At 65.2% G+C, this 20,587-nt stretch carries 21 protein-coding genes; 9 read left to right on the forward strand and 12 right to left on the reverse strand.

Translation table 11 applies throughout. The annotated features are described in order from the left end of the window. Positions 1 to 8: 8 nt before the first annotated feature. The 9 genes from AC3WMU_RS20840 to AC3WMU_RS20880 form a co-directional block, all read right to left on the reverse strand. A complete protein-coding gene (locus tag AC3WMU_RS20840; RefSeq protein ID WP_006223658.1) occupies positions 9 to 884 on the reverse strand; it encodes an ABC transporter permease in 876 nt (291 codons plus the stop codon). A 12-nt stretch (positions 885 to 896) separates the two neighbouring features. Then, positions 897 to 1,832: an ABC transporter permease gene (locus AC3WMU_RS20845; protein WP_492282914.1), complete on the reverse strand. Its 936-nt coding sequence runs from the start codon at positions 1,830 to 1,832 to the stop codon at positions 897 to 899. A gap of 52 nt (positions 1,833 to 1,884) precedes the next feature. Beyond that, the gene (locus tag AC3WMU_RS20850) at positions 1,885 to 3,456 is read right to left on the reverse strand and encodes an ABC transporter substrate-binding protein (protein WP_006223660.1); all 1,572 of its coding nucleotides are present in this window, start codon (positions 3,454 to 3,456) and stop codon (positions 1,885 to 1,887) included. Positions 3,457 to 3,510: 54 nt separating this feature from the next. Further along, positions 3,511 to 4,956, reverse strand: a complete 1,446-nt coding sequence (locus AC3WMU_RS20855) for a M81 family metallopeptidase (RefSeq protein WP_492282915.1) — start codon at positions 4,954 to 4,956, stop codon at positions 3,511 to 3,513. Between the two features lie 116 nt (positions 4,957 to 5,072). Next, entirely contained in the window at positions 5,073 to 5,468 is a 396-nt protein-coding gene (locus AC3WMU_RS20860; RefSeq protein WP_280025775.1) for a RidA family protein, read from the reverse strand. Between the two features lie 27 nt (positions 5,469 to 5,495). Beyond that, entirely contained in the window at positions 5,496 to 6,632 is a 1,137-nt protein-coding gene (locus tag AC3WMU_RS20865) for an NAD(P)/FAD-dependent oxidoreductase (RefSeq protein ID WP_492282916.1), read from the reverse strand. A gap of 174 nt (positions 6,633 to 6,806) precedes the next feature. Next, the gene (locus AC3WMU_RS20870) at positions 6,807 to 7,112 is read right to left on the reverse strand and encodes a hypothetical protein (protein WP_492282917.1); all 306 of its coding nucleotides are present in this window, start codon (positions 7,110 to 7,112) and stop codon (positions 6,807 to 6,809) included. A gap of 4 nt (positions 7,113 to 7,116) precedes the next feature. Next, entirely contained in the window at positions 7,117 to 7,896 is a 780-nt protein-coding gene (locus AC3WMU_RS20875) for a tyrosine-protein phosphatase (RefSeq protein ID WP_492282918.1), read from the reverse strand. An 84-nt stretch (positions 7,897 to 7,980) separates the two neighbouring features. Beyond that, positions 7,981 to 8,472, reverse strand: coding sequence for a MarR family winged helix-turn-helix transcriptional regulator (locus AC3WMU_RS20880; RefSeq protein ID WP_006223666.1), 492 nt, complete (start codon positions 8,470 to 8,472; stop codon positions 7,981 to 7,983). Positions 8,473 to 8,607: 135 nt separating this feature from the next. On the opposite strand from AC3WMU_RS20880, the gene AC3WMU_RS20885 reads away from it, so the two are divergent. From AC3WMU_RS20885 to AC3WMU_RS20895, 3 genes are read left to right on the forward strand one after another with little or no spacing between them, the layout of a single operon-like run. After that, the gene (locus tag AC3WMU_RS20885) at positions 8,608 to 9,873 is read left to right on the forward strand and encodes a flavin-dependent oxidoreductase (protein ID WP_492282919.1); all 1,266 of its coding nucleotides are present in this window, start codon (positions 8,608 to 8,610) and stop codon (positions 9,871 to 9,873) included. Then, positions 9,870 to 10,367 (forward strand): DUF3237 domain-containing protein, encoded by a 498-nt coding sequence (locus AC3WMU_RS20890; RefSeq protein WP_492282920.1) that lies wholly within the window; start codon positions 9,870 to 9,872, stop codon positions 10,365 to 10,367. Before AC3WMU_RS20885 ends, AC3WMU_RS20890 begins: the two co-directional genes overlap by 4 nt. 50 nt (positions 10,368 to 10,417) lie before the next feature. Continuing rightward, a complete protein-coding gene (locus tag AC3WMU_RS20895; RefSeq protein ID WP_492282921.1) occupies positions 10,418 to 11,383 on the forward strand; it encodes a Bug family tripartite tricarboxylate transporter substrate binding protein in 966 nt (321 codons plus the stop codon). 80 nt (positions 11,384 to 11,463) lie between these two features. Here the strand turns inward: AC3WMU_RS20895 and AC3WMU_RS20900 are convergent, their stop codons facing one another. Next, positions 11,464 to 12,282 (reverse strand): aminotransferase class IV family protein, encoded by an 819-nt coding sequence (locus AC3WMU_RS20900; RefSeq protein WP_280025766.1) that lies wholly within the window; start codon positions 12,280 to 12,282, stop codon positions 11,464 to 11,466. A 110-nt stretch (positions 12,283 to 12,392) separates the two neighbouring features. Here AC3WMU_RS20900 and gcvA point away from each other — a divergent pair, with 110 nt between their 5' ends. The 6 genes from gcvA to AC3WMU_RS20930 all read left to right on the forward strand — a co-directional run bounded on the left by gcvA (position 12,393) and on the right by AC3WMU_RS20930 (position 18,048). Then, the gene (gcvA, locus tag AC3WMU_RS20905; RefSeq protein WP_492282922.1) at positions 12,393 to 13,301 is read left to right on the forward strand and encodes a transcriptional regulator GcvA; all 909 of its coding nucleotides are present in this window, start codon (positions 12,393 to 12,395) and stop codon (positions 13,299 to 13,301) included. A 181-nt stretch (positions 13,302 to 13,482) separates the two neighbouring features. After that, on the forward strand, positions 13,483 to 14,082 hold the full coding sequence (locus AC3WMU_RS20910; protein WP_006223672.1) for a nitroreductase family protein: 600 nt from the start codon (positions 13,483 to 13,485) through the stop codon (positions 14,080 to 14,082). Positions 14,083 to 14,317: 235 nt separating this feature from the next. Beyond that, the gene (locus tag AC3WMU_RS20915; protein WP_081534071.1) at positions 14,318 to 15,373 is read left to right on the forward strand and encodes a sensor domain-containing diguanylate cyclase; all 1,056 of its coding nucleotides are present in this window, start codon (positions 14,318 to 14,320) and stop codon (positions 15,371 to 15,373) included. 60 nt (positions 15,374 to 15,433) lie between these two features. Further along, a complete protein-coding gene (locus AC3WMU_RS20920; RefSeq protein WP_280025760.1) occupies positions 15,434 to 15,862 on the forward strand; it encodes a VOC family protein in 429 nt (142 codons plus the stop codon). Between the two features lie 177 nt (positions 15,863 to 16,039). Next, positions 16,040 to 17,182 (forward strand): hypothetical protein, encoded by a 1,143-nt coding sequence (locus AC3WMU_RS20925; protein ID WP_234704766.1) that lies wholly within the window; start codon positions 16,040 to 16,042, stop codon positions 17,180 to 17,182. A gap of 65 nt (positions 17,183 to 17,247) precedes the next feature. Further along, positions 17,248 to 18,048 (forward strand): lysozyme inhibitor LprI family protein, encoded by an 801-nt coding sequence (locus AC3WMU_RS20930; protein ID WP_492282923.1) that lies wholly within the window; start codon positions 17,248 to 17,250, stop codon positions 18,046 to 18,048. A gap of 52 nt (positions 18,049 to 18,100) precedes the next feature. Here AC3WMU_RS20930 and AC3WMU_RS20935 read toward each other — a convergent pair whose 3' ends face one another. Both AC3WMU_RS20935 and AC3WMU_RS20940 read right to left on the reverse strand, forming a co-directional pair. After that, complete coding sequence (locus tag AC3WMU_RS20935; protein WP_492282924.1) at positions 18,101 to 19,087, reverse strand: Bug family tripartite tricarboxylate transporter substrate binding protein; 987 nt, start codon at positions 19,085 to 19,087, stop codon at positions 18,101 to 18,103. Between the two features lie 58 nt (positions 19,088 to 19,145). Further along, complete coding sequence (locus AC3WMU_RS20940; protein WP_492282925.1) at positions 19,146 to 20,567, reverse strand: CoA transferase; 1,422 nt, start codon at positions 20,565 to 20,567, stop codon at positions 19,146 to 19,148. Between the last annotated feature and the right edge of the window lie 20 nt (positions 20,568 to 20,587).

Consider the following 20,587-nt stretch of genomic DNA (forward strand, 5'->3'; position numbering starts at 1 on the left):
GGGCGCTCCTACAGCTTTTTGGCCAGACGGGGATCGAGCATGTCGCGCAGCCCGTCCCCCACCAGGTTGACGGCCAGTACCGCGACGCCCAGGAACAGGCCGGGATACAGGATGATGTGGAACGCCACGGCGACGAAATTGCGGCCTTCGGCCATGATGTTTCCCCAGCTGGGAATCTGCGGCGGGATCCCCACGCCCAGGAAGCTCAGCACGGCTTCGGTCAGGATGGCGGATGCGGCGATGAACGTGGCTTGCACCATCAAGGGGGCGAACAGGTTGGGCAGGATGTGGCGCAGCAGGATCGACGGCACGCGCGTGCCCACCGACACGGCCGCCTCGATGTACGGCTGTTCGCGGATCGTCAGCACCAGCGCGCGCACCAGGCGGACGACGCGCGGCACTTCGGGGATGACGATGGCGATGATCACGGTGCCCAGGCCGCCTTTCAGGGTGGCCATCAGGGCAATCGCCAGCAGCACGCCGGGAATGGCCATCAGGCCGTCCATGATGCGCATGATGAGTGCGTCGACGCGTCGGAAGTAGCCGGCCAGCATGCCCAGCATCACGCCGGCGACGGTCGAGACGACGGCCACCACGATGCCGACCAGCAGCGATACGCGCGCGCCCCATACGGTGCGCGAATACACGTCGCGGCCCAGCGCGTCGGTGCCGAAGAAATGTTCGGTCGACGGCGGCTTCATGCGCGCCATCGGGTTGATGTCTTGCGGGTCGACGGTGGCGAGCCACGGAGCGGCCAGCGCAATGGCCGCCAGCACCAGCAGGATCGCGCCGCCCACATACAGCATGGGATGGCGGCGCAGCGACCGGACGGCGCGGCGCAGGCGCGGGCGCGGTATCGCAAGCGGGAGGGTGGTCGTGTTCATGCGTTGCCCTTCTCAGTAGCGGATGCGGGGGTCGAAGAGCCGGTAGCTCAGGTCGACCAGCAGGTTGATCAGCACGTAGATGCCCGAGGCCACCAGCAACACGCCCTGGATCACCGGGTAGTCGTGGCGCAGCACGGCGTCGATGGTCAGGCGGCCCAGGCCGGGAATCGCGAACACGGTTTCGGTGACCACGACGCCGCCGATCAGCAGGGCCACGCCCACGCCGATGGTGGTGACGATGGGGTTGGCGGCGTTCTTCAACGCATGCCACACGATGGGGCCCGACGACAGGCCCTTGGCGCGCGCGGTGCGGATGTAGTCCTCGGACAGGGCCTCCAGCATGGTGGCGCGCGTCATGCGCGTCAGCAGCGCCATGTAGACCAGACCCAGCGACAGGCAGGGCAGCACCAGGTGGCGCAGATACGGCACAAGGCCGTCCGCGAGGGGCTTGTAGCCCTGCACCGGCAGCCAGCCCAGCTTGATGGAAAAGCCATAGACGAGGCTGTAGCCGATCAGGAACACCGGCACCGAAAACGCACAGACCGCGCCGATCATCACCAGGCGGTCCAGCCAGCGGCCGGCGTTCCAGGCAGCCAGCACGCCCAGGGGTACTGCCACGAGCACGGCGAACAGCATCGTGAAGAGGGCGATCGACACGGTCGGCCCCATGCGTTGGCCAATCAGTTGCGATACCGGCATCTGCGAGGACATCGAGGTGCCCAGGTCGCCCATGGCGATGTGGCTGATCCAGATGACGAACTGCTGCGGCAGCGGCTTGTCCAGGCCCAGGTTCTGACGGATTTTCTCGACGTCCTCGGCGGTCGCGTTGTCGCCGGCGATCACCGCAGCCGGATCGCCCGGCGACAGGTGGATCAGCAGGAACACCACGACCGCGACGACGGCCATGACTGGAATGACGGCCGCGATGCGGCGCAGGATGTATTTCACGCTGGATTCCCCTTGGCTTGCGGCCGGGCGCGCGATGCGCCCGGCGTCTGCCTTACGGCTTTTCGATGTTCCACATCACCGGGATGCCGTTCTTGATCAGCTCGGTGTGCTTGAGGCCGCGCACGGCGAAGACGGGCTTGAATTCCCCCCACATGACGTAAGGCACGGTCTGGTAGGCACGCGCTTGCATCTGGGCAGCGATCTCCTTGCGCTTGGCGGCATCGGTCTCGCGGATCCAGTTGGTGCGCAGCGTGTCCAGCTCCTTGTCGCAGGGCCAGCCCGGCAGGCTGTTGCCGCAGGCAGCCGACAGCCAGGGATTGGTCACCGGCGTGCTGGCGTCGTAGTAGCCGCCCCAGGTCAGGAAGATGTTCCAGCCGCCCTGTTCGGGCGGATCCTTCTTCAGCCGGCGGCCGGCCAGCGACGCCCAGTCCATCGACTGCACGTCCACCTTGATGCCGGCCTTCTTCATGTTTTGCGCCAGCACCATCACGGCGGGCGCGCTCAGGTGGTCGGTCGGATACAGCAGCACCACTTTTTCGCCCTTGTAGCCCGCTTCCTGCAGCAGTTGCTTGGCGCGCGCCGGGTCAGGCTTGGCGTAGGGCGCGGCGCCGGCGTCGGTTGCCAGCGGCGAGCCGCAGATGTACAGGGTGGCGCAATAGTCGACGCGGTATTTCTCCGGGTAACCCATGGCCGACAGCATTTCCTTCTGGCTTACCAGGTGGTAGAGCGCCTGGCGGGCCAGCGGATTGTTGAACGGCGGATGCAGCGCGTTGACGATGACCATGCCTTGCGAGGCAACCGACGTGCTCAGGGTGATGTCCGGATTGCTTTCCACCACGGGCAGGAAGTCGGGCGTGATCTGTTCGATCATGTCGACCTCGCCGTTCATCAGCGCCGCTGTGGCGGTGTTGCCGTCGGGGATGTACAGCCATTCGACGCGGTCCACCTTCACGTTCTTGCCGCCCGCCAGGCCGTCGGCCGGCTCGGCGCGGGGCACGTAGGCGGGGTTCTTCACATAGACGACCTTGTTGCCGGGCACCCATTCATCGCGCTTGAACAGGAACGGGCCCGAGCCGACCATTTCGGTGACCTGCGTGTTCGGGTCCGTCATGGCCAGCCGCTTGGGCATGATGAAGGGCGGCATGCCCGACGGCTTGGACAGCGCGTCCAGCACCAGGCCGAAGGGCTCCTTGAGCGTCAGGGTGAACGTGTTGTCGCCGGTGGCGGCCAATTCGGCGCCGGCCGCCATCATCGCCTGGCCCAGGGTGTCCTTCTTGGCCCAGCGCTGCAGCGATGCGATGCAGTCCTCGGCCGTTACCGGCGTGCCGTCGTTGAACTTCAGGCCGGGGCGCAAGGTGAAGGTCCACGTCTTGCCGTCTTCGGACGAGGTCCAGGTATCGACCATCTGGGGCTTGACCTGGCCCTTGCTGTCTTGCGAGAACAGGGTGTCAAACACCATGTAGCCGTGGTTGCGCGTGATGTAGGCCGTGTTGAACAGCGGGTCCAGCGTCTTCAGGTCCGCGTGCGGCACCATGCGCAAGGTCTTGGTCTGGGCGAGCGCGCCGGTGGCGGCGCTCATGGCCAGGAGCGCCGCGGCCCCCAGCAAGCTGAAACGTCTGATCATTGTTATCCCCTTACTCATTCTGGATGCCCGGTCTGGGCGGCAATGGATGGCGCCTCAGGCCTTGAACGGCCACTTGGGCAATTTGCGCTTAGTGAAAGGCAGCGCGTTGACGTCCTGGGTGATGGCGCCCGGCGTCTCGACGTAGATGACGTGGCGGCCCACCTTCGAGTACGAGGCGTAGAAGTGCTGGGACGACTTCACGATGATGAGCCTCATCGCCTGCAGGTCCACACCGAACTGCGTGAACAGGTCCGTGCCCATGGCCTGGGTACGCGAGGTGTTCATGACGATCGTCACGCCCTGGGTGCGCACGACGGCAACATCGCCCAGCAGCGCGGGCGTGCCCGCAAGCCCTGTCATGACGGCGTCGCGCTTGAGCGCCAGGATTTCGCAGTCCAGGTCCAGCGGCTGTCCGGACACGGGCGCCACCTTGCCGCCCACGCGCAGCTTGATCTGCGCGCCTTCGCCCGCTTCGAAGCAAAGCTGCACGGCAACCGGGTCCCAGAAGGGGCCGGTGGCGACGTCGGTGATGCCGCGCGCCAGCACGCGTTCCAGGATGAAGGTGGCGTCGCTGGGGGCGCCGCCGCCGGCGTTGTCGGCGGAGTCCGCCAGCACTACCGGGAATTCCTTTTTCGCCAAGGCTTGGTCCAGCGCCTCGTCGGCGCCGGGGTAGGGCGGCGCGAGCTGGTCGCGAAAGCCGATGATCTCTTCGCCCAGCGCGCGCGCCAGCGCCTCGGCCTGGCGTTGGTCGCCATCGGTATAGACCAAGACCTTCGAGCCCATGTCAGGCGTGTCGCCCCAGGGAAAGCCGTGGGCAATGGAGACCGACAGCACGCCTTCCTTGCCTTCCATGGCCAACAGGCGGTCGACGAAGCTGCGCATGGGTTCGCGGCTGGTGTGCATGATGGAGATCATCTCGCAGTCGAACACCGCGCGCGTGGGGGTGTTGCGGCCTTCGGCGCGGGCCACGCACAGGTCGACCAGGTCGAATGCGCGGTCCAGGATGTCGGTGTGCGGATATTCCTTGAAACAGACCAGGAAGTCGGCGCTGTCCACCATGGCGTCCGTCAAATGGCAATGCGGATCCAGCTCGGCGCCGATGACGGTGTCGGGGCCGACGATCGCGCGGGCGCGGCTCAGAAGGTCGCCTTCGCAGTCGTCATAGCCGTCGGCCACCATGGCGCCGTGCAGGCCGAACAGGGCGATATCCACCTTGCCCGCGCGGCGCAGGTCTTCAAGCAGCTCGTCGCGCAGCGTTTCGTAGGCGTGGCGGGTGGTGACCCCCGCCGGGGTGGCGCCTGCGGTCATCCCTTCGATCAACGTCCAGTCCTTGCCCACGGCGCGCTGGCGCGCGGCCCATAGCGGGCCCGAGAACATCTGCATGCGGTCCGGATGCTGCCCGGCGGGGTAGTAGCCACGTGCCCGATAGGCGGACAGGCCCGTCGGGATGGGGGAAAAAGTGTTGGTCTCGGTCGCCAGGGACCCGGAGAAGATCTTCATGGATGACGCTCCGCGCAAAAGTGGGATATCGGGGCGCGGGCATCAGGGCGCGCGCATTGGGGGCTGCCCCGCCAGGCACGCGGCCAGGCGGTGTCATGCAATCAAACGGCTGGGTTTCAGGCCTTCGAAGCCGGGGCTTGAACCGCGCCCAGCCACGCCTGCACTTCGATCTCTACGTCCACGTCCATCGCCAGCTTGGCCTCGACGGTCGAGCGCGACGGGAAGTCCGACGCGAAATGGCTGCGATAGGCTTCGTTGAACTGCGCGAACAGCGTCAGGTCCGACAGCCACACCGTCACGCGAACCACGTCTTTCAGGGTGGCACCCGTCAACGCCAGCGTTTCCTTGATGCGTTCGATGGCGGCGTGGGTCTGGGCGGTGATGTCGCCGCGCACGACCTGCCCGCTGGCATCCATCGGGATTTGGCCTGACAGGAAGAGGAAGCCGCCCGCCTGGGTGGCGCGCGAGAACGGCAGAGGCAGGGAGCTGGGATAACGGGTGATGGCGGTCATGGGAGTCTCGTGGAAGGGGGATGAAGGTCAGCGCAGGCGCTCGGGGCGCACCGCGTCGGCGTTGACGCCGTGTGCGTGCAAGTGGTCGGGAAGCGGCTGATGCGTCAGCAATGCCGCGGCCAGTTCGGAGGTGGCGGCGGCCGTCTGGATGCCATAGCCGCCTTGCGCCGCCAGCCAGAAGAAAGCCGGGGCGTGCGCATCCCATCCCACCACGAAGTCGCCGTCGCGCACGAACGAGCGCAAGCCCGCCCAGGTGTGCTTGGGGCGGCGGATGGTGAGCGACGTGGCCGATTCGATGCGGTAGATGCCGGTCGCCACATCCAGCTCTTCGGGCACGACGTCATGCGCGGCCACCGGGTCGGCGTTGGCGGGCGACCCTAGCAACTGGCCGGCGTCGGGCTTGAAGTAATAGCTTTCATCCACGCCGACCACGGCCGGCCATTGGGAAAAGTCGGTGTCTTCGGGGCCCGAGAACGTGAACGCCGTGCGGCGGCACGGTTGCAGACCGATGGGAGCGGCGCCGCACAGGGCCGCGGCGTGGTCCGCCCAGGCGCCGGCGGCATTGACCAGCACCCGCGCCCGGATGGCGCGGCCGTCCGCCAGCGTCAGGACCCAGGCGTCGTCCGCGTAGGCGGCGGATACCAGTTCCGCGTTGTTGTGCAGCACCGCGCCCTGCCGGCTCATGCCGCGCAGGAACCCCTGGTGCAGGGCATGCACGTCGATATCGCGCGCATCCGGCTCTTCGATCGCGCCGCAAAGCTGGTCGGCGCGCAGGCAGGGCACGCGCGCCACGGCCTGCTCGGCATCGATCAACGTCACGTTGGGCGACTGGCTGTGGAAGTCTTCGAACACCTCTTGCAGCAGGTCCTTCTGTTCCGGCGTGGCGATGTACAGCACACCCCGGGGGCTAAGCAGCGGATGCTCGCTGAACCCTTGGGGCGGCTGCTCGTAGAAGGCGCGGCTGGCACGGGTCAGCGCCTTGATCTGCGTGGTGCCGTAGGTCTCCATGAACATGGCCGCAGAACGGCCGGTGGAGTGATAACCCGGTTGGGACTCGCGTTCCAGCACTGCCACGGACGCCGTGGCGCTCAGGCGGTAGGCCACGGACGCACCGGCGATGCCGGCGCCGACCACGGCGAAATCGTATAGGGGTTCAGCAGTCATTTTTGTCGGAAGCGAGAATTCTCTTATTTGATAATTCTCGAATACGATAGTTTTTTGACGGCAGACGGGTAATAGGGGAATGCCCTGATGGCGGGTGCCAGGGTTCCAACGCGCAGAAAAAAACCCGCTGGGCAGGACCGTCAGCGGGTTTGATGGAGAGCGTCGGATGCGGGTCTAGGTCACGTGGTGGCCAAACGCGACCAGCGACGCCACGAAGGTGACCGCGCCGATCGCGGCCAGCCAGTACGCGCGTTTCGCCGCCTGCGGGGTGCTGCGGTTCAGGCCCACCAGCAGCGTGACCAGCGTCCACACGCCGGTGAATGCCAGCAGGGCAAGCGTGTAGACCCAATTCGACAGATCGTAGCCGCCGCCGCCGATGGATGGATAGCCGGAGTGCTTCGGCCACAGCAAGGCGATCAGCGTGCCGGCGACCAATGCGAACACGGCTAGCCAGATCTGGAATCCGCGGTCTTTCAACATGTGCTCAATTATCCAGATAGTGCGCACGCAGGACGTCCACATCCACGTCCAGCACGTCGCGCAGATACGTGTCCATGCCGCCGTACGCGTCGTCGATCGCCTGCACTGACGCCTCCAGGTAGGCGGGGGCGACTTCCAGCAGCGGCATCATGACGTCGTTGCGCACGCCGCGTTCCGCGGATTTGGTCAGAATCTCCTGGAAAAAGCGCGCGTTCCAGTGGTTCGATTCCAGGTAGTTCGCCACGATGTCGTCTTGCGAAACGCCTAAGGCCGACAGCAGCAGCAACGAGGCGAAACCCGTGCGGTCCTTGCCGGCGGTGCAGTGGAACAACAATGTCTTGCCGGTGGCGGCTGTCTTGAGAAAGCCGCCGAAGGGCGCCTGGTAGCGGGACGGGAATTCGCGGTAGATGTCCACCATCATCGCGTGGGCGGCGGCTTGCGTGCTTTCGCGCAGCTTGGGCAAGAGCACGGCCATGGCCATGTTGCCATCCAGCACGGGCGACGCGATCCAGGGGAAGCGTTTGCCGAAGTGGGGATCGTCCTGCGCTTTCTCGGTGTCGGCGCGGAAATCGATGACGGCTTCCAGCCCCAGCGTGCTCAGGAATTCCAGGTCGGCGGCACTGGCGCGGCCGGGATTGCCGCTACGAAAGAGCTTGCCGTCACGCAGCCGCCGGCCATTCGCGCCGGTCAGGCCGCCCAGGTCGCGGGCGTTGTGCACGCTGTCCAGCGCGAGGCGGCGTCGGCCTGTGGCAAGCGGCGTGTCGGCAGGATTCGAACTGGGCATGGGGCAGGTTCCTTGGTCTTTGAGGCTTGCCGATGATCGTATCACCGTGCCCCGCGCGCGCCAGGTGGCGGGCTACCTGGCGGGCTACCCCAGCTTGCCCAGCAAGCCGATCAATTGGTGCTTTTGCGCCGGGCTCAGTTGCGCGCTGATACGCGCGTCATGCGCCTGGACGGCTTGGGTGATCTCGGCCAGCACCGTTTCGCCGGCCTGGGTCATCGCCAGCGAATACGCGCGCTTGTCGTGTTCGGCTTCCTGCCGCTCGACATAACCCAGGCCCTGCAGCTGGTTGACGATCTGCACGGCCCCTGAACGTGCGATGCCCAGGATGCGGGCCAGGTCCGTGAGCTTCAAATTGGCGTTGGCGGCGATCAGAGACAGCGACGAAAAACGCTGAGGCGTGATGTCCCACGGCGCCAACGCATTCAGGAAGTCTTCGTAGATCACGATCTGGGCGCGCCGGATGGCGTAGCCGACCAGGTCGTCCAGCGCGCCGTAACGGATGCCGGGCACATGCGGATCGAAATGCTCGCCCCGCGCGGCGGGGCGCCGGGGGCGTTGGGATGCGGCTCTGGACATGGGGCGATCGCGATTAAGGGGCCTCAACACTAATGCACCTATTGTCGCCGCGCTACCGCATTACGGGAAATCCCCGGGGTGCGGAAGCCACCTGGATTTTGTTATGTTGCATAACAAATAAAACCAGGAGCAGACATGCAAATCGTCATCGCCGGCGCCGGCATCGGCGGGCTGACGCTCGCCTTGATGCTGCATCGGCGCGGCATCGATTGCCGCGTCTTTGAAAGCGCGCTGGAACTCAGGCCCTTGGGCGTCGGCATCAATCTGCTGCCGCACGCGGTCAGCGAACTTGAACCTCTGGGCCTGCTGCCCGGCTTGGCCGAGCGCGCCATCGAAACCTCGCAACTGCACTACTACAACAAGTTCGGACAGCCGATCTGGCGCGAGCCGCGCGGCCTGGATGCCGGCTATCCGCTGCCGCAGTTCTCCGTGCATCGCGGGGAGTTCCAGATGCTGTTGGCGCAGACCGTCCGCGCGCGGCTGGGTGAGGACGCCATCGTCACGGGCCGGGTGCTGGAATCGGTGGAACAGGACGCCTCTGGCGCCACGGCGCATTTCCGGTGCCGGGCCGACGGGGCCCTGCAAAGCGTGCGGGCGGACATCGTGGTGGGCGCCGACGGCATCCACTCGGCCCTGCGTCGCCAATTGCACCCCACAGGTGACGAACCGCGCTTCTCCGGCCGCATGCTGTGGCGCGCGGTGACCGAAGCGCCGCCGTACCTGGACGGCCGCAGCATGTTCATGGCCGGCCATCAGGACCAGAAATTCGTTTGCTACCCGATTTCAGAACCGCTGCGCCGGCAGGGGCGGTCATTGATCAACTGGATCGCCGAACTGTCGGTGCCGGGCGCGGAGTTGCCCGCAACCGATTGGAACCGGCAGGTGGACAAGTCCGTGTTTGCGGACCGCTTTGCGGATTGGCGTTGGGACTGGATCGATATCCCCGCCATCATCGACGGCGCGCAAGCGATCTACGAGTTCCCGCTGGTGGACCGTGACCCGTTGCCGCGCTGGACGCGGGGGCGCGTGACGCTGCTGGGCGATGCCGCGCATCCCATGTATCCCATCGGTTCAAACGGGTCGGCGCAGGCGATCCTGGACGCGCGCTGCCTGTCCGACTGGCTGGCGCAAGCGGCCAGCGGCGCGGTGCGTACGCCGGAGATCGCCTTGCTGGAATACGAGGCGGAGCGGCTGCCGCGCACGGCCGGCATCGTGTTGCGCAACCGCCTGAACGGGCCAGAGCAAGTGATGCAGATGGCCGAAGAGCGTGCGCCGCAAGGTTTTGACGATATTGGCAACGTGATCGCGCCGCAGGAGCTGGCGGCGGTATCGTTGCGCTACAAACAACTCGCGGGATTCGATCCCGCCACCGTGCGCAAGAGCCGGGGGGAAGCGCCATGAACGACAAGACCCATGCAGCCGCCGCTTTTGCGGACCCGTTGGCGCCGCAGCTAGAGCACGTGGCCACCGTCGTCGTCGAGGTCGGCGCGCCGCAGGAAGTGGGCGACACCCCGCAAGGCTGCCGCCGCGTCATTCCCATCACGGGCGGCACGGTGGACGGCCCGCGCCTGCGCGGCAAGGTCCTGCCGGGCGGCGCGGATTTCCAGGTGATCCGTTCGGCTACCTACACCGACATTCACGCGCGCTACGTCATCGAAACGCCCGACGGCGAACGCATCTATGTCGAGAATACCGGCATCCGCACGGGACACGCCGACGATATCGCCCGCCTGGTGCGCGGCGAAGCCGTCGACCCCGCCCGGATCTACTTCCGCAGCTACCCGCGCTTTGAAACCGCGTCGCCGGGCCTGGGATGGATGAACGAAAGCCTGTTCATCGGCACGGGTGCGCGCTACCCCGATCGCGTCGAATTGCGCTTCTACCGCATTTGCTGAACCCGCGGCGGCCGCCGCGGCATGGATAACAAGACCACTCGGAGACAACCATGACATCGACGTTGCGCCGCTTGTTCGGCGGCTTCCTGCTATGCCTGCCGTTCGCGGCGATGGCGCAATTTCCCAATGGCCCCGTGCGCCTGAACGTGGGCTTTCCGCCGGGTACGGGGCCGGACATCGTGGCCCGCACGCTATCGCAGCACATGGGGCCGCTGCTGGGCGAAAGCGTCGTGGTGGAAAACAAGGTGGGTGCAGGCGGGCAGATCGCCGCGCAGACGGTGGCGCGCAGTCCGGCGGATGGCCAGACGCTGCTGCTGGGGGAGGTCGGGTCCATCAGCATTTCGCCGGCGACCTATCGCAACCTGAACTACGACCCGCCGCGCGACTTCGCGCCTATCTCCGAAGTCGTGCGCGCCGACTTCGTGCTGGTGGTGCCGGCGGATTCGCCCTACCAGGATCTGGGCGCGTTCATCGACGGGGCCCGCAAGGCATCGGACCGCCTTAATTTCGCGACCTTTGGCGCGGGCACCCCGGGGCATTTCGGCGCCGAGCTATTCGCCCGCGAAGCCAGCATGAAGATCGAGGCCATCCACTACCGCTCCACGGGCGATGCCGTGTCCGGCCTGGTGTCCGGCGCGGTCCAGGCCGCCTTCGTGACCACGGCGCTGGCGGTGCCGCAGGTGCAGGGCGGCAAGCTGCGCGCGTTGGCGATCACCGGCGCGCAGCGTTCGCCGGCCCTGGCGTCGGTGCCGACATTTGCCGAACGCGGCTTGCCCGCGATCAACTTCGGCGCCTGGTTCGCGCTGTTCGCGCCTGCCGGTACGCCGGATGCCGTGCTGAACCGATTGCAGCGGGACAGCGCACAGGCGCTGCGCCAGCCTGCGGCGGTGCGCAGCCTGGGCGAGGCCGGTTTCGTGGTGGTCGGGTCCGACCGGCAAGCGCTGCAAGCCTTGCTGGCATCGGAATCCAGGCGCTGGTCAGACGTCGTGAAAGCGACGGGATTCCACGCCGATTGAATCGCCTGAAGGGGGCAGGCCGCGGCGGATAGACCGCGGCGGTCTGCCGGATGCCGGGGTCAGGTCGGCCGCCACCGTCATCAAGGCGATACCGGTGCCTCCGCCTCATAGGCCGCATGCAGCAATTCCATGAAGCGGGGCGCGGCGGGCAGGGCGGCCGCGCCGATCCGGTGCACCGCCACCCCCGGCGTCCACGAGTTCATGACGACGGCGCCCCGCAGGTCTCGAAGGCTTTCCTGGGTGACGGCCTGCACCCGTTGCGGCACGCCCATTCGATCCAGCTGGCGCCGCACGATGCCCATGGTCGTGCCGGTCAGCATCGCCGCATCCGGCCACACGACGGCCTCGCCGTCCCAGAAAGCCAGGTTCCAGATGGAGGCTTCGCTCAGGCGGCCTTGCCGATCCACGAACGCCGCATCATCGAAACCTTGCGCGGCGGCTTCGCGCAAGAGGTAGGTCTTGGCGACCTCGCCTACATGCTTCACCGAAGGCAGCATCCGTTCATGCGGGATCGCGGCCAACGCCAGCGGACCGTCCGGACCGGTGGCGGACGGGCCGGTCCGCACCAGCAGTTCCGGCTGCACCTCGGGCCCAGCCACGGTGAATTCACCGGCTGGCGAATAGACCGTGGCCACCAGCGAGACGTCTGCCGGCCCGGCCTGGATCGCCGCCCGCAGCGCCATCAGGATTTGCTCGTCCCGCAAGGCTTGCCCGTACATCCCGATCGATGCCGCGCGCAGCCGTGCCAAATGCAAGTCCAGCCCGCGCACCCGCCCGTCCCGCACCTGCATGGCGGTGAAGTGGGCGTAGCCGGCAAACGCCAAGGGCGTCAGATCCTGCAAGGTGGCCGGCTGGCCATTGCGGTGCGTGACGAAGGAAGCGGGCGGAGAGGTCGGCATGGAGAAGCTCCTGGAACGGCTTGATCATTAAGGGCTTCTACTATCCTCAATTGAATTGCCCGGGGGAAACGAGTAATTTTCATCTGATTATTAAATTTGGCTTGAAGATCATGAATCGACTGCTGCCCGGCACGCGCGCCCTTCGAACCTTTGAAGCCGCCGCCCGCCACCTGAACTTCACGCGGGCCGCCGACGAGGTCGGGCTGACGCCTGCCGCCGTCAGCTACCAGATCAAAGAGATCGAGGACCAGCTGGATGTCGTGCTGTTTACCCGCAGCAGCCGCAGCATCCAGTTGACGCCGGCGGGCGCGATCCTGTTCGAAGCGGCAGCCGATGCGCTGCAAACGCTGCAGCGCGCGGCTGCCAAAGCCAGGCGTGTGAGCCGCGGATCCGAACATCTGCGCCTGTCGGTGGGGGCGCGCTTTGCCACCAACTGGCTGCTGCCCCGGCTGCCGCAGTTTCGTGCCGCGCATCCTGGGCTGGAATTGACGTTCGACATCAGCGACGAGGTGCGGGATTTTGACGCTGACGATGTTGACGTCGCGATCCGTTTCGGCGCGGGAAAGTACGACGGGGCGATTGCGCATCGCCTGTTCCATACCGAGGTGGTTCCCGTATGCAGCCCGGCGCTGCTGCGGGCCGGCCCGCCGTTGAAGACACCGCGCGACCTGTTTGCACACACGCTTTGCTACGTGGACTGCAAACCGGGCGGTGTGGTGTGGCCGAATTGGCCGATGTGGATGGCGGCAGCCGGCATCGATGGCTTTGACGACAGCCGTAGCGTCGCCTTCACCGAATCCAGCCACGTGGTGCAGGCCGTGATCGATGGCGGGGCGGTGGGGCTGGTGGAGTGGGAGCTCGTGGATCGGGACGTGCAGGCTGGCCGCCTGGTCCGGCTGTTCGACGTGGGTGTGCGGGTGGCGCCGGAGTACGCCTATTACTTGGTGCATCCGGCGGGCTCGGCGGCCGATTCCCGCGTGCAGGCGTTTCGGGATTGGATGCTTTCGGCCATGGGGTAGGCCGCGCTGCAATAGCGTCGTAAAACCGTGCGATCCGCCAGATTGGGTTCATGAATAGAACAGTTTGTTCCGACCCCAAACCCCGGATTTTTGACGGGAATGGGTTTTCCGGTCACAGGCCTGCCGGTAGAATCGCCTCGCATACCACCCCTCTATCTACTGGTCGAAAGGTTATATTCTTATGAGCAACGCTTATCTCGACGCCCTCAAGAAGCGCCGCACCCAATATTCGCTGGGCCGCAACCTGTCGGCCTCCAAAGAGGAACTGGCAACGCTGATCCAAGACGCGATCAAGCACAGCCCCTCGTCGTTCAATTCGCAAAGCTCGCGCGCCGTCATCCTGTTTGGCGCCGAAAGCATCAAGCTGTGGGATCTGGCCATCGAAGCCGTGCGCAAGGTTGCGCCCGCCGAAGGCTTTGATAAGACCGAAGCCAAGCTCAAGAGCTTTGCCGCCGGCGTGGGCACGGTGCTGTTCTTTGAAGACCAGGACGTCGTGCGCAGCCTGCAAGAAAAATTTGCCCTGTACGCCGACAACTTCCCGGTGTGGTCGGAACAAGCGGGCGGCATGGCCCAACTGTCGGTCTGGACCGCGTTGGCCAACGCCGGCGTCGGCGCCAGCCTGCAGCACTACAACCCGTTGATCGACGGCGTCGTGGCCAGCGAATGGAAGATCCCGGCATCGTGGAAGCTGCGCGCGCAAATGCCGTTCGGCTCGAACGAAAACGGCTTCGGCGACAAGGGTTTCATGGACGACGCCGAACGTTTCCGCGTGGTCGGCTGATCGGATTATCTCGGGCGCTGACTGGCGCTCGATATCATCCACGAATTCCAACCCGCATTTCCCGAACAGGGGAATGCGGGTTTTCTTTTTTTTACGGGATGCGACCAAGCGGCAGGCGCCACAAAACCCGCGCGATACGCAGTGCATAATGGCGGCTGACGTGCCCCCACCCGTTCCAGGGACGGGGCTGCAAATACTGCCGCATCAATAAGCGCGCGATTCGAGGAGATTGCTGTTGGATCCAATACTCGCCGGACTGTCGACTTCCCTGCCTCAGGCCAAATCGGTCGAGCAATTGACCCGCCCGTTGCTGGACATGCTGGGCAGCGTGACAGGATTGGAATCCACCTACCTCACCTCGATCGATCTGAAGGACGATCTACAGCACGTGCGCTTTGCACGCAACGTGGGCGATCTGCAGATTCCCGAAGGCTTGTCGGTCCCGTGGTCGGACACCTTGTGCAAGCGCGCGCTGGAAGAAGGCCGCATGTGCACCAGCGATGTCTCCCAATGCTGGCCCGATTCCGACGCCGCCCGCCAATTGGGCATCCAGACGTATGTCAGCGCGCCCGTGCGCACCGATGAAGGCATGCTGCTGGGCACGTTGTGCGCGGCCAGCGCGCAACAGCACCAGATCGCCCCGCAGGCAGAAACCGTGTTGAAGCTGTTTTCCAACGTGATCGCCAACTTCCTGGAGCGCGAGCTGTTGATGGAGCAACTGCACGCCGCCAACGTCCGCCTGATGTCCTACGCGCTGACTGATCCGCTGACGGGGCTGCCCAACCGCCGTGCGCTGTACGAAGAGCTTGAACGCCTGGAAAAGCGCGCCTTGCGCGAAGGCGGCAGCGTGCTGGTGGGCGTGATCGACCTGGATGGTTTCAAGGGCATCAACGACACGTACGGCCACCAGCAGGGCGACGTGTTCCTGCAGGAAATCTCGCGCCGCCTGGCCGGCACGCTGCGCACGTCGGACATGCTGGGCCGCATCGGCGGCGACGAATTCGTACTGATCGGCCCTGGCCCCGCCATCGAACGCGGCAATACGGGCCCCGGGGGCGAAGCCCTGCGCGGCGAAGCCGAAGACGCGGCCCGTTCGCTGGAGGAACGCGCGACGGCGGCCACTATCGGCCGGTATCAGCTGGGCGACGCGGTGGTGCCCTACGAGGGCGCAAGCGTGGGCGTGGTGGCGGTAGACCCGCGGGGACTGGACGCCGAGGCGGCGGTTCGCCTGGCCGATGCGCGCATGTACGAGATCAAACGGGCGCGCAAAGGGGCGCGGACCATACATTGAATTCGGGGGCGGCCGCACGGCGCTATATTGAGGCGATCTCCCCTCAACCTGGAGCGTTCCATGCAGACCAACGAACTCCACCGCGGCCGCTTGATTGATCACATCCAGCTAGTCGTCCGCGATCTACCCGCCAGCCAGGCCTTCTATCAAGCCGTCTTCGATGCCCTGAAGGTGCCGATGGGCGGCTCGGGCGACGGTTATTTCTGGGCCGATGAACTGTTCGTGTCCACCGCGGACAGCGAGGCGGCGCAAGGCCAGCTGACGGGGCGCCACCATCTGGCGTTCCAGGCGCAAGACCAGGCGATGGTCGACGCGTTTCATCAAGCGGCGCTGGCCCATGGCGGCAAGGACAACGGCGCGCCCGGATTCCGCAACTACCATCCCGGCTATTACGGGGCGTTCGTGCTGGATCCGGACGGCAACAACATTGAAGCCGTGTTCCACGGCGAGGCCCAGCGCAGCGCGCCCTCGGTCAAAGTCACTTTCTGACGGCCAACTCGCCCCGGTGGCATGCGCCAAGGGGCGAAGACTGATAAATTTGCGCCTCTCAGGGATGCAAGAGGGGGCGCGATGCCCCCGCAGCCCAGGCCGGGAAACGCCAGTTTCTCTACTTGCGATAGAACAGAACCGATGCTGAAAAGAAAACTAACGGCTTTTGGAATGGGCATGGCGCTGTCGCTGGGCGCCATTGCCGCCGCTTCGGCGCAGGCCCAGGCGCCCGCGCAGCCGCAGCCGGCCGAAGAGGCCGAGCGCTATGGCCCGTTCGTCTTTTTCCCCAGCGCGCCCAACTTGCTGATCTATCACACCGGCGTCGGCGCCAACGACATGCTGCACCTGAAAAAGGCGTTGCGCGAGCATCCCACCATCGGCACCCTGATCCTGCAGAACAATGGCGGCGGACTGGTGCATATTGGCCTGGTCGTGGCCGAAGAGGTCTACGAGCGCGGGCTGAATACGTTCATTCCGAAAGACAGCTATTGCGCGTCGGCGTGCGCGTTCGTGTTCTTTGCCGGCCGCCAGCGCCTGGCTGAAGGCCGCCTGGGCGTGCACCAGATCTCTGCCCCGGAAATGACGGGCGAGCAGGCCCAGTTCGGTGTTTCGGACATTGTCGCGACGCTGCCGAAATATGGCGTGTCGGCGGACGTGCTGGGCATCATGTTCAGCACGCCGTCCAAAGAGATGTATTTCTTCAAGCCGCAGGAAATCGCCAAGTACGGCATCAACCGCACGGGTCAGACGCAAGTCGCGCAAAATAGCGCGCCGCGTGCGGCCACGGGCGGCAACCAGATCAATGCATCGGCTACCGCATCGGCGCCGGTATCGCCGCCTTCGCCGCCTGTGCAGGCGCCGGCGCGGACCGCGCACCCTGCACCGGCCCCGGTCGCCAACCCGTATATGGAAAAGGAAACGGCGCCTGCGGCCCCTTCCGACGAGCAACGGGCCATCAATGCCGCCGCGCTGATGATCCAGACGGGCGCCGGTCCGAACGAAGAAGCGATGAATTTCACGCGCGAGTTCTATGCGGACACGGTCGACTATTTCAAGAAGAAGCGTCCCAAGTCCGAGATTCTGGCGGACAAGAAGGCATATTTCGCCCGTTGGCCGATTCGCCGCTTCGTGGTGGACCAAAGTTCGCTGAAGGCGAACTGCAAAGACCAGATGTGCCTGGTCATGGGCATCTACGACTACACCGTATCCAGCCCGGCACGCGGCAAGACCGCGTCGGGCACGTCGAACTTCACCTATGTGCTGGACCTGCGCAACCGCTACCGCATTGTGATGGAAGACAGCGAAGTCATCAGCCGTTAAGCCGACCTGGCTGGCCTTTGGAATAGAGAGACGTCATGCAATCCGGATTCCCCGCAGTAAGGTCTTTGCTTCTTGCTGGACTGTTCGTAGCGTCGGCGCCCGCCCTGGCGATCAATTGTGCGAAGGCCGGCACGGCTGTCGAAAAACTGATCTGCTCGGACAAGAAAACGGTGGCGGCCGATGCCGAGTTGAACCGAGCCTATCAAGCGATCCTGAAGCAGGCGCCCGACGCCGAGATCCGCACCATGCTGGTGGACAGCCAGAAGCGCTGGATCCATGCGCGCGACAAGGCGCTGGACCGTTTGATCTCGGACCCTGATGCGCTGGCCGATGACAAGACCGTGGGTGAGGTCGCACGGGATCTGATCGGCAGCCGCGCGGCGCAGTTCAAGGAAACCCGAAAGGGATCGTCCACGCCGGAAATCATCGACCGCGCGGTGCAGCAAAGGCAGTTCCAGGCGCAATTCACTGGCGGCGAGTTCGCCGGCTACTGGACGTCTTGCGATGTGTTGCCCAACGATTATGGGTATTACGGCTGCTTCGCGATTCGCCACTACCAGAACAATGACCGCATCTGCTCGGTGGACGAATCCTGGGCGTCGGGCTCCGTGTATACCAAGCGCTATGTCGCCAACGTGGTGGGTGGCAAACCGCGTGTCATCGCGTCCTGCTCGTTCAGCAGTTCGGACGAGGCCTGCGCCAGCGTCGGGGACACCCCGGCGAAATGGAACCGGCAACCGGAACAGCCGGAATATGTCTATGCGTCCGAGCCGCTGCCCAAAATCGACGGCGAGATCGACGGGTCGGACGATTACGAATGGGCGAAAGCCTGCCTGACGGATCCCGCGTTTCCGGGCGCGCAGTAACCGCTGGGCGCCAGCGTCCGAGGCGTCTTCGAACGCCCGGGCGCGGGCCCGATCAATTCTCGGCTTTCAGGCCCAGGCGTTTGATCGTGTCGCTCCAGCGGGAATATTCCGCGGCCACATACTCCTGGCAGGCCTTCGGATCTTTGTCCATCAGCTCGGCGCCCTGGAACCGCAGGCTTTTCTGCACCTCGGGGTCCTTCAGCGATTCCTGCAGCACCTGGTCCAGCTTGGCCAGGATGGCGGGGTCGGTGCCCTTGGGCGCGATCAGGACTTGCCAGGTGCCCGCATCGAACCCCTTCAGGCCAGGCACCGCTTCGCTCAGGCTGGGCACGTCCGGCAAGCTGGCCGACCGCTTTTCCGACGTGACCGCCAGCGCCCGGGCCTGGCCGTTCTGAATGAAAGGCATGGCGCTGTTGAACGAACCGGAATACATGAAATTCACGTTGCCGCTGACCAGGTCGGTCAGGGCCGGGCCGTTGCCTTTGTAGGGCACGTGCTGGATATCCAGGCCCATTCGGTTGGCGATATCCATGGACACCAGGTGATCGATGGCGCCATTGCCCGACGATCCCTGGAAATACTTGCCGGGATTCGCTTTGACCGTGTCGTAGAACTGGGTCGCGGACTTCTGGTCCATGGCCTTGTTCGTCAGCAGGATCAGCGGCACGCTGACCGAGCAACTGGCAGTCAGGAACGCTGTCTTGGGATTCAGGTCATCGCGCCCGAACAAGGGCGGCGCTGTGGTGATCGAAGAGGTGCCGTACAGCAGCGTGTAGCCATCGGGCTTGGCGCGCATCAATTCCGCGGTGCCGATATTGCCGCCCGCGCCCGGCTTGTTTTCGATGATGATGGGCACGTTCAGTTTCTGAGACACGGTCTTGAACAAGACTCGGCCTATCGCGTCGGTGGGGCCTCCCGGCGCAAAGCCGATGATCAGCGTGATGGGTTTGTTGGGATAGCCGTCGGCCGCGTGGGCAACACCCGCCATGCCCAGGATGGCAATGGCGGCAAGCGTGCCTGTGACTCGTTGAATGTTCATGATGTCTCCTCTGCTTTTTTTCTAAGGATGTAACGTCGTCGATCTGCAAGCGGTGGACTTACAGCCACTGCGCCGGATGCGCACCGTTTGGCGCCGGGGGCAGCACCCAGGCCGCGCGCGTCCGCGAAAACTGCGCCACGGGCGGAAACTGTTCCAGCACGCCATAGGCGGATTCGCGCCGTTCCAGCAGGGGTTTGAGTTCGAGGGCGAAATGGCGCCGCGGCTGCGTGGGATCGAAGTCGTTCAACAGCCCCAGGTCCTGCACCCACATCGAGGTGCGGGCCAACGACACCTTGACGTGGTAGCTGCCGCCTTCTTCTGCGCGGCGTATCAGCGCCTGCATGACGCCGGTGGCGCCCAGATATCCCGTCAGGTAATCATTCAACAAGTAGGGCGGCACGACGCGGGGTTTGCCCTTGCCGCCTTCCCGCACCGAAATGCCGCTGACGGTCTGCCCCAGTTGCTCGAAGCCGCCGCGTTGCCCCCACGGCCCCTCGTCGCCAAATGCGGTGACGGTGACATAGATCACGCCGGGCCGGATCGCGGCGGCGTCTTGCGGGCCCAGGCCGCGGTTGCGCATGCTGCCCGGCCGCCACGATTGCACGACCACATCGGCGCCCGCGATCAGGTCGCGCGCCGCCTGCAAGCCTGTCGGCGCATCGAAATCCAGGAAGGCCGAGCGTTTGCCGATGTTCGTGTCCACGGTTTGACGAAACGGGTCCTGCATGGCGGGCGAGGTGATGCGCAGGACATCGGCGCCGTGCTCGGCCAGCGAACGCGCCACGACCGGCCCCGCGATGACATGGCCCAGATCCAGCACGCGCAGCGCATCCAGGGGCCGGACGTTTGCACGGGCGTGTTCCGGTTCGCTGTCGGCGATCTTGATGACTTCAACCGCCGGCAGGTCGGCCAGCAGCCGGCCCTGGGGATGGTTTAGCCACGCGTCTTGCGAACGCGCATAGACGCCCGGCAGCTTGCGTTCGGCAAATGCCGTTTCCAGATCGTCGCCGTTCCAACGCGAAATGGCCTTGGCCAGCGCCGCGTTGGTGTTCGCGCAGTCCAGCACCTCCAGCACGCCGTCGCGCAAATGCGGGTAGGAGCCGATAGGGAAGAACCAGCGGTCGTCAGCGGTTTGATAGAAATCGGCCTTCAGTTCCGTCAGCAGCGACAAGGCCGGCAGCGAAAACCCGCTTTGCGTTTGAAAGTGCCCGGGATTCAACGAACTGGCCGCCTGCATCCAGTCGATGGCCACGGTCTGGTGCTGGGCGGTGGCCATGTGATGCCAGCGTTCTATCGCCAATGCGTAGGCGCCGATGGCGCTGGTGGCGGCTACGGTCAATTTATGCGGGGAATCGAATCGTGGACTGACGCCATGGAAGCGCAGGCGATGTTCGGGGGACTCTTGCTGGGTCCAATCGCGGCCCAGCAGCGCGGCGATGGCGCCATAGGCATCTTGGGCCTGGATGTTTGTCTCGCTCATTGTTTTTCCGGAACGGGCGG

The sequence above is a fragment of the Achromobacter sp. FW305-C-13 genome (assembly GCF_058783475.1).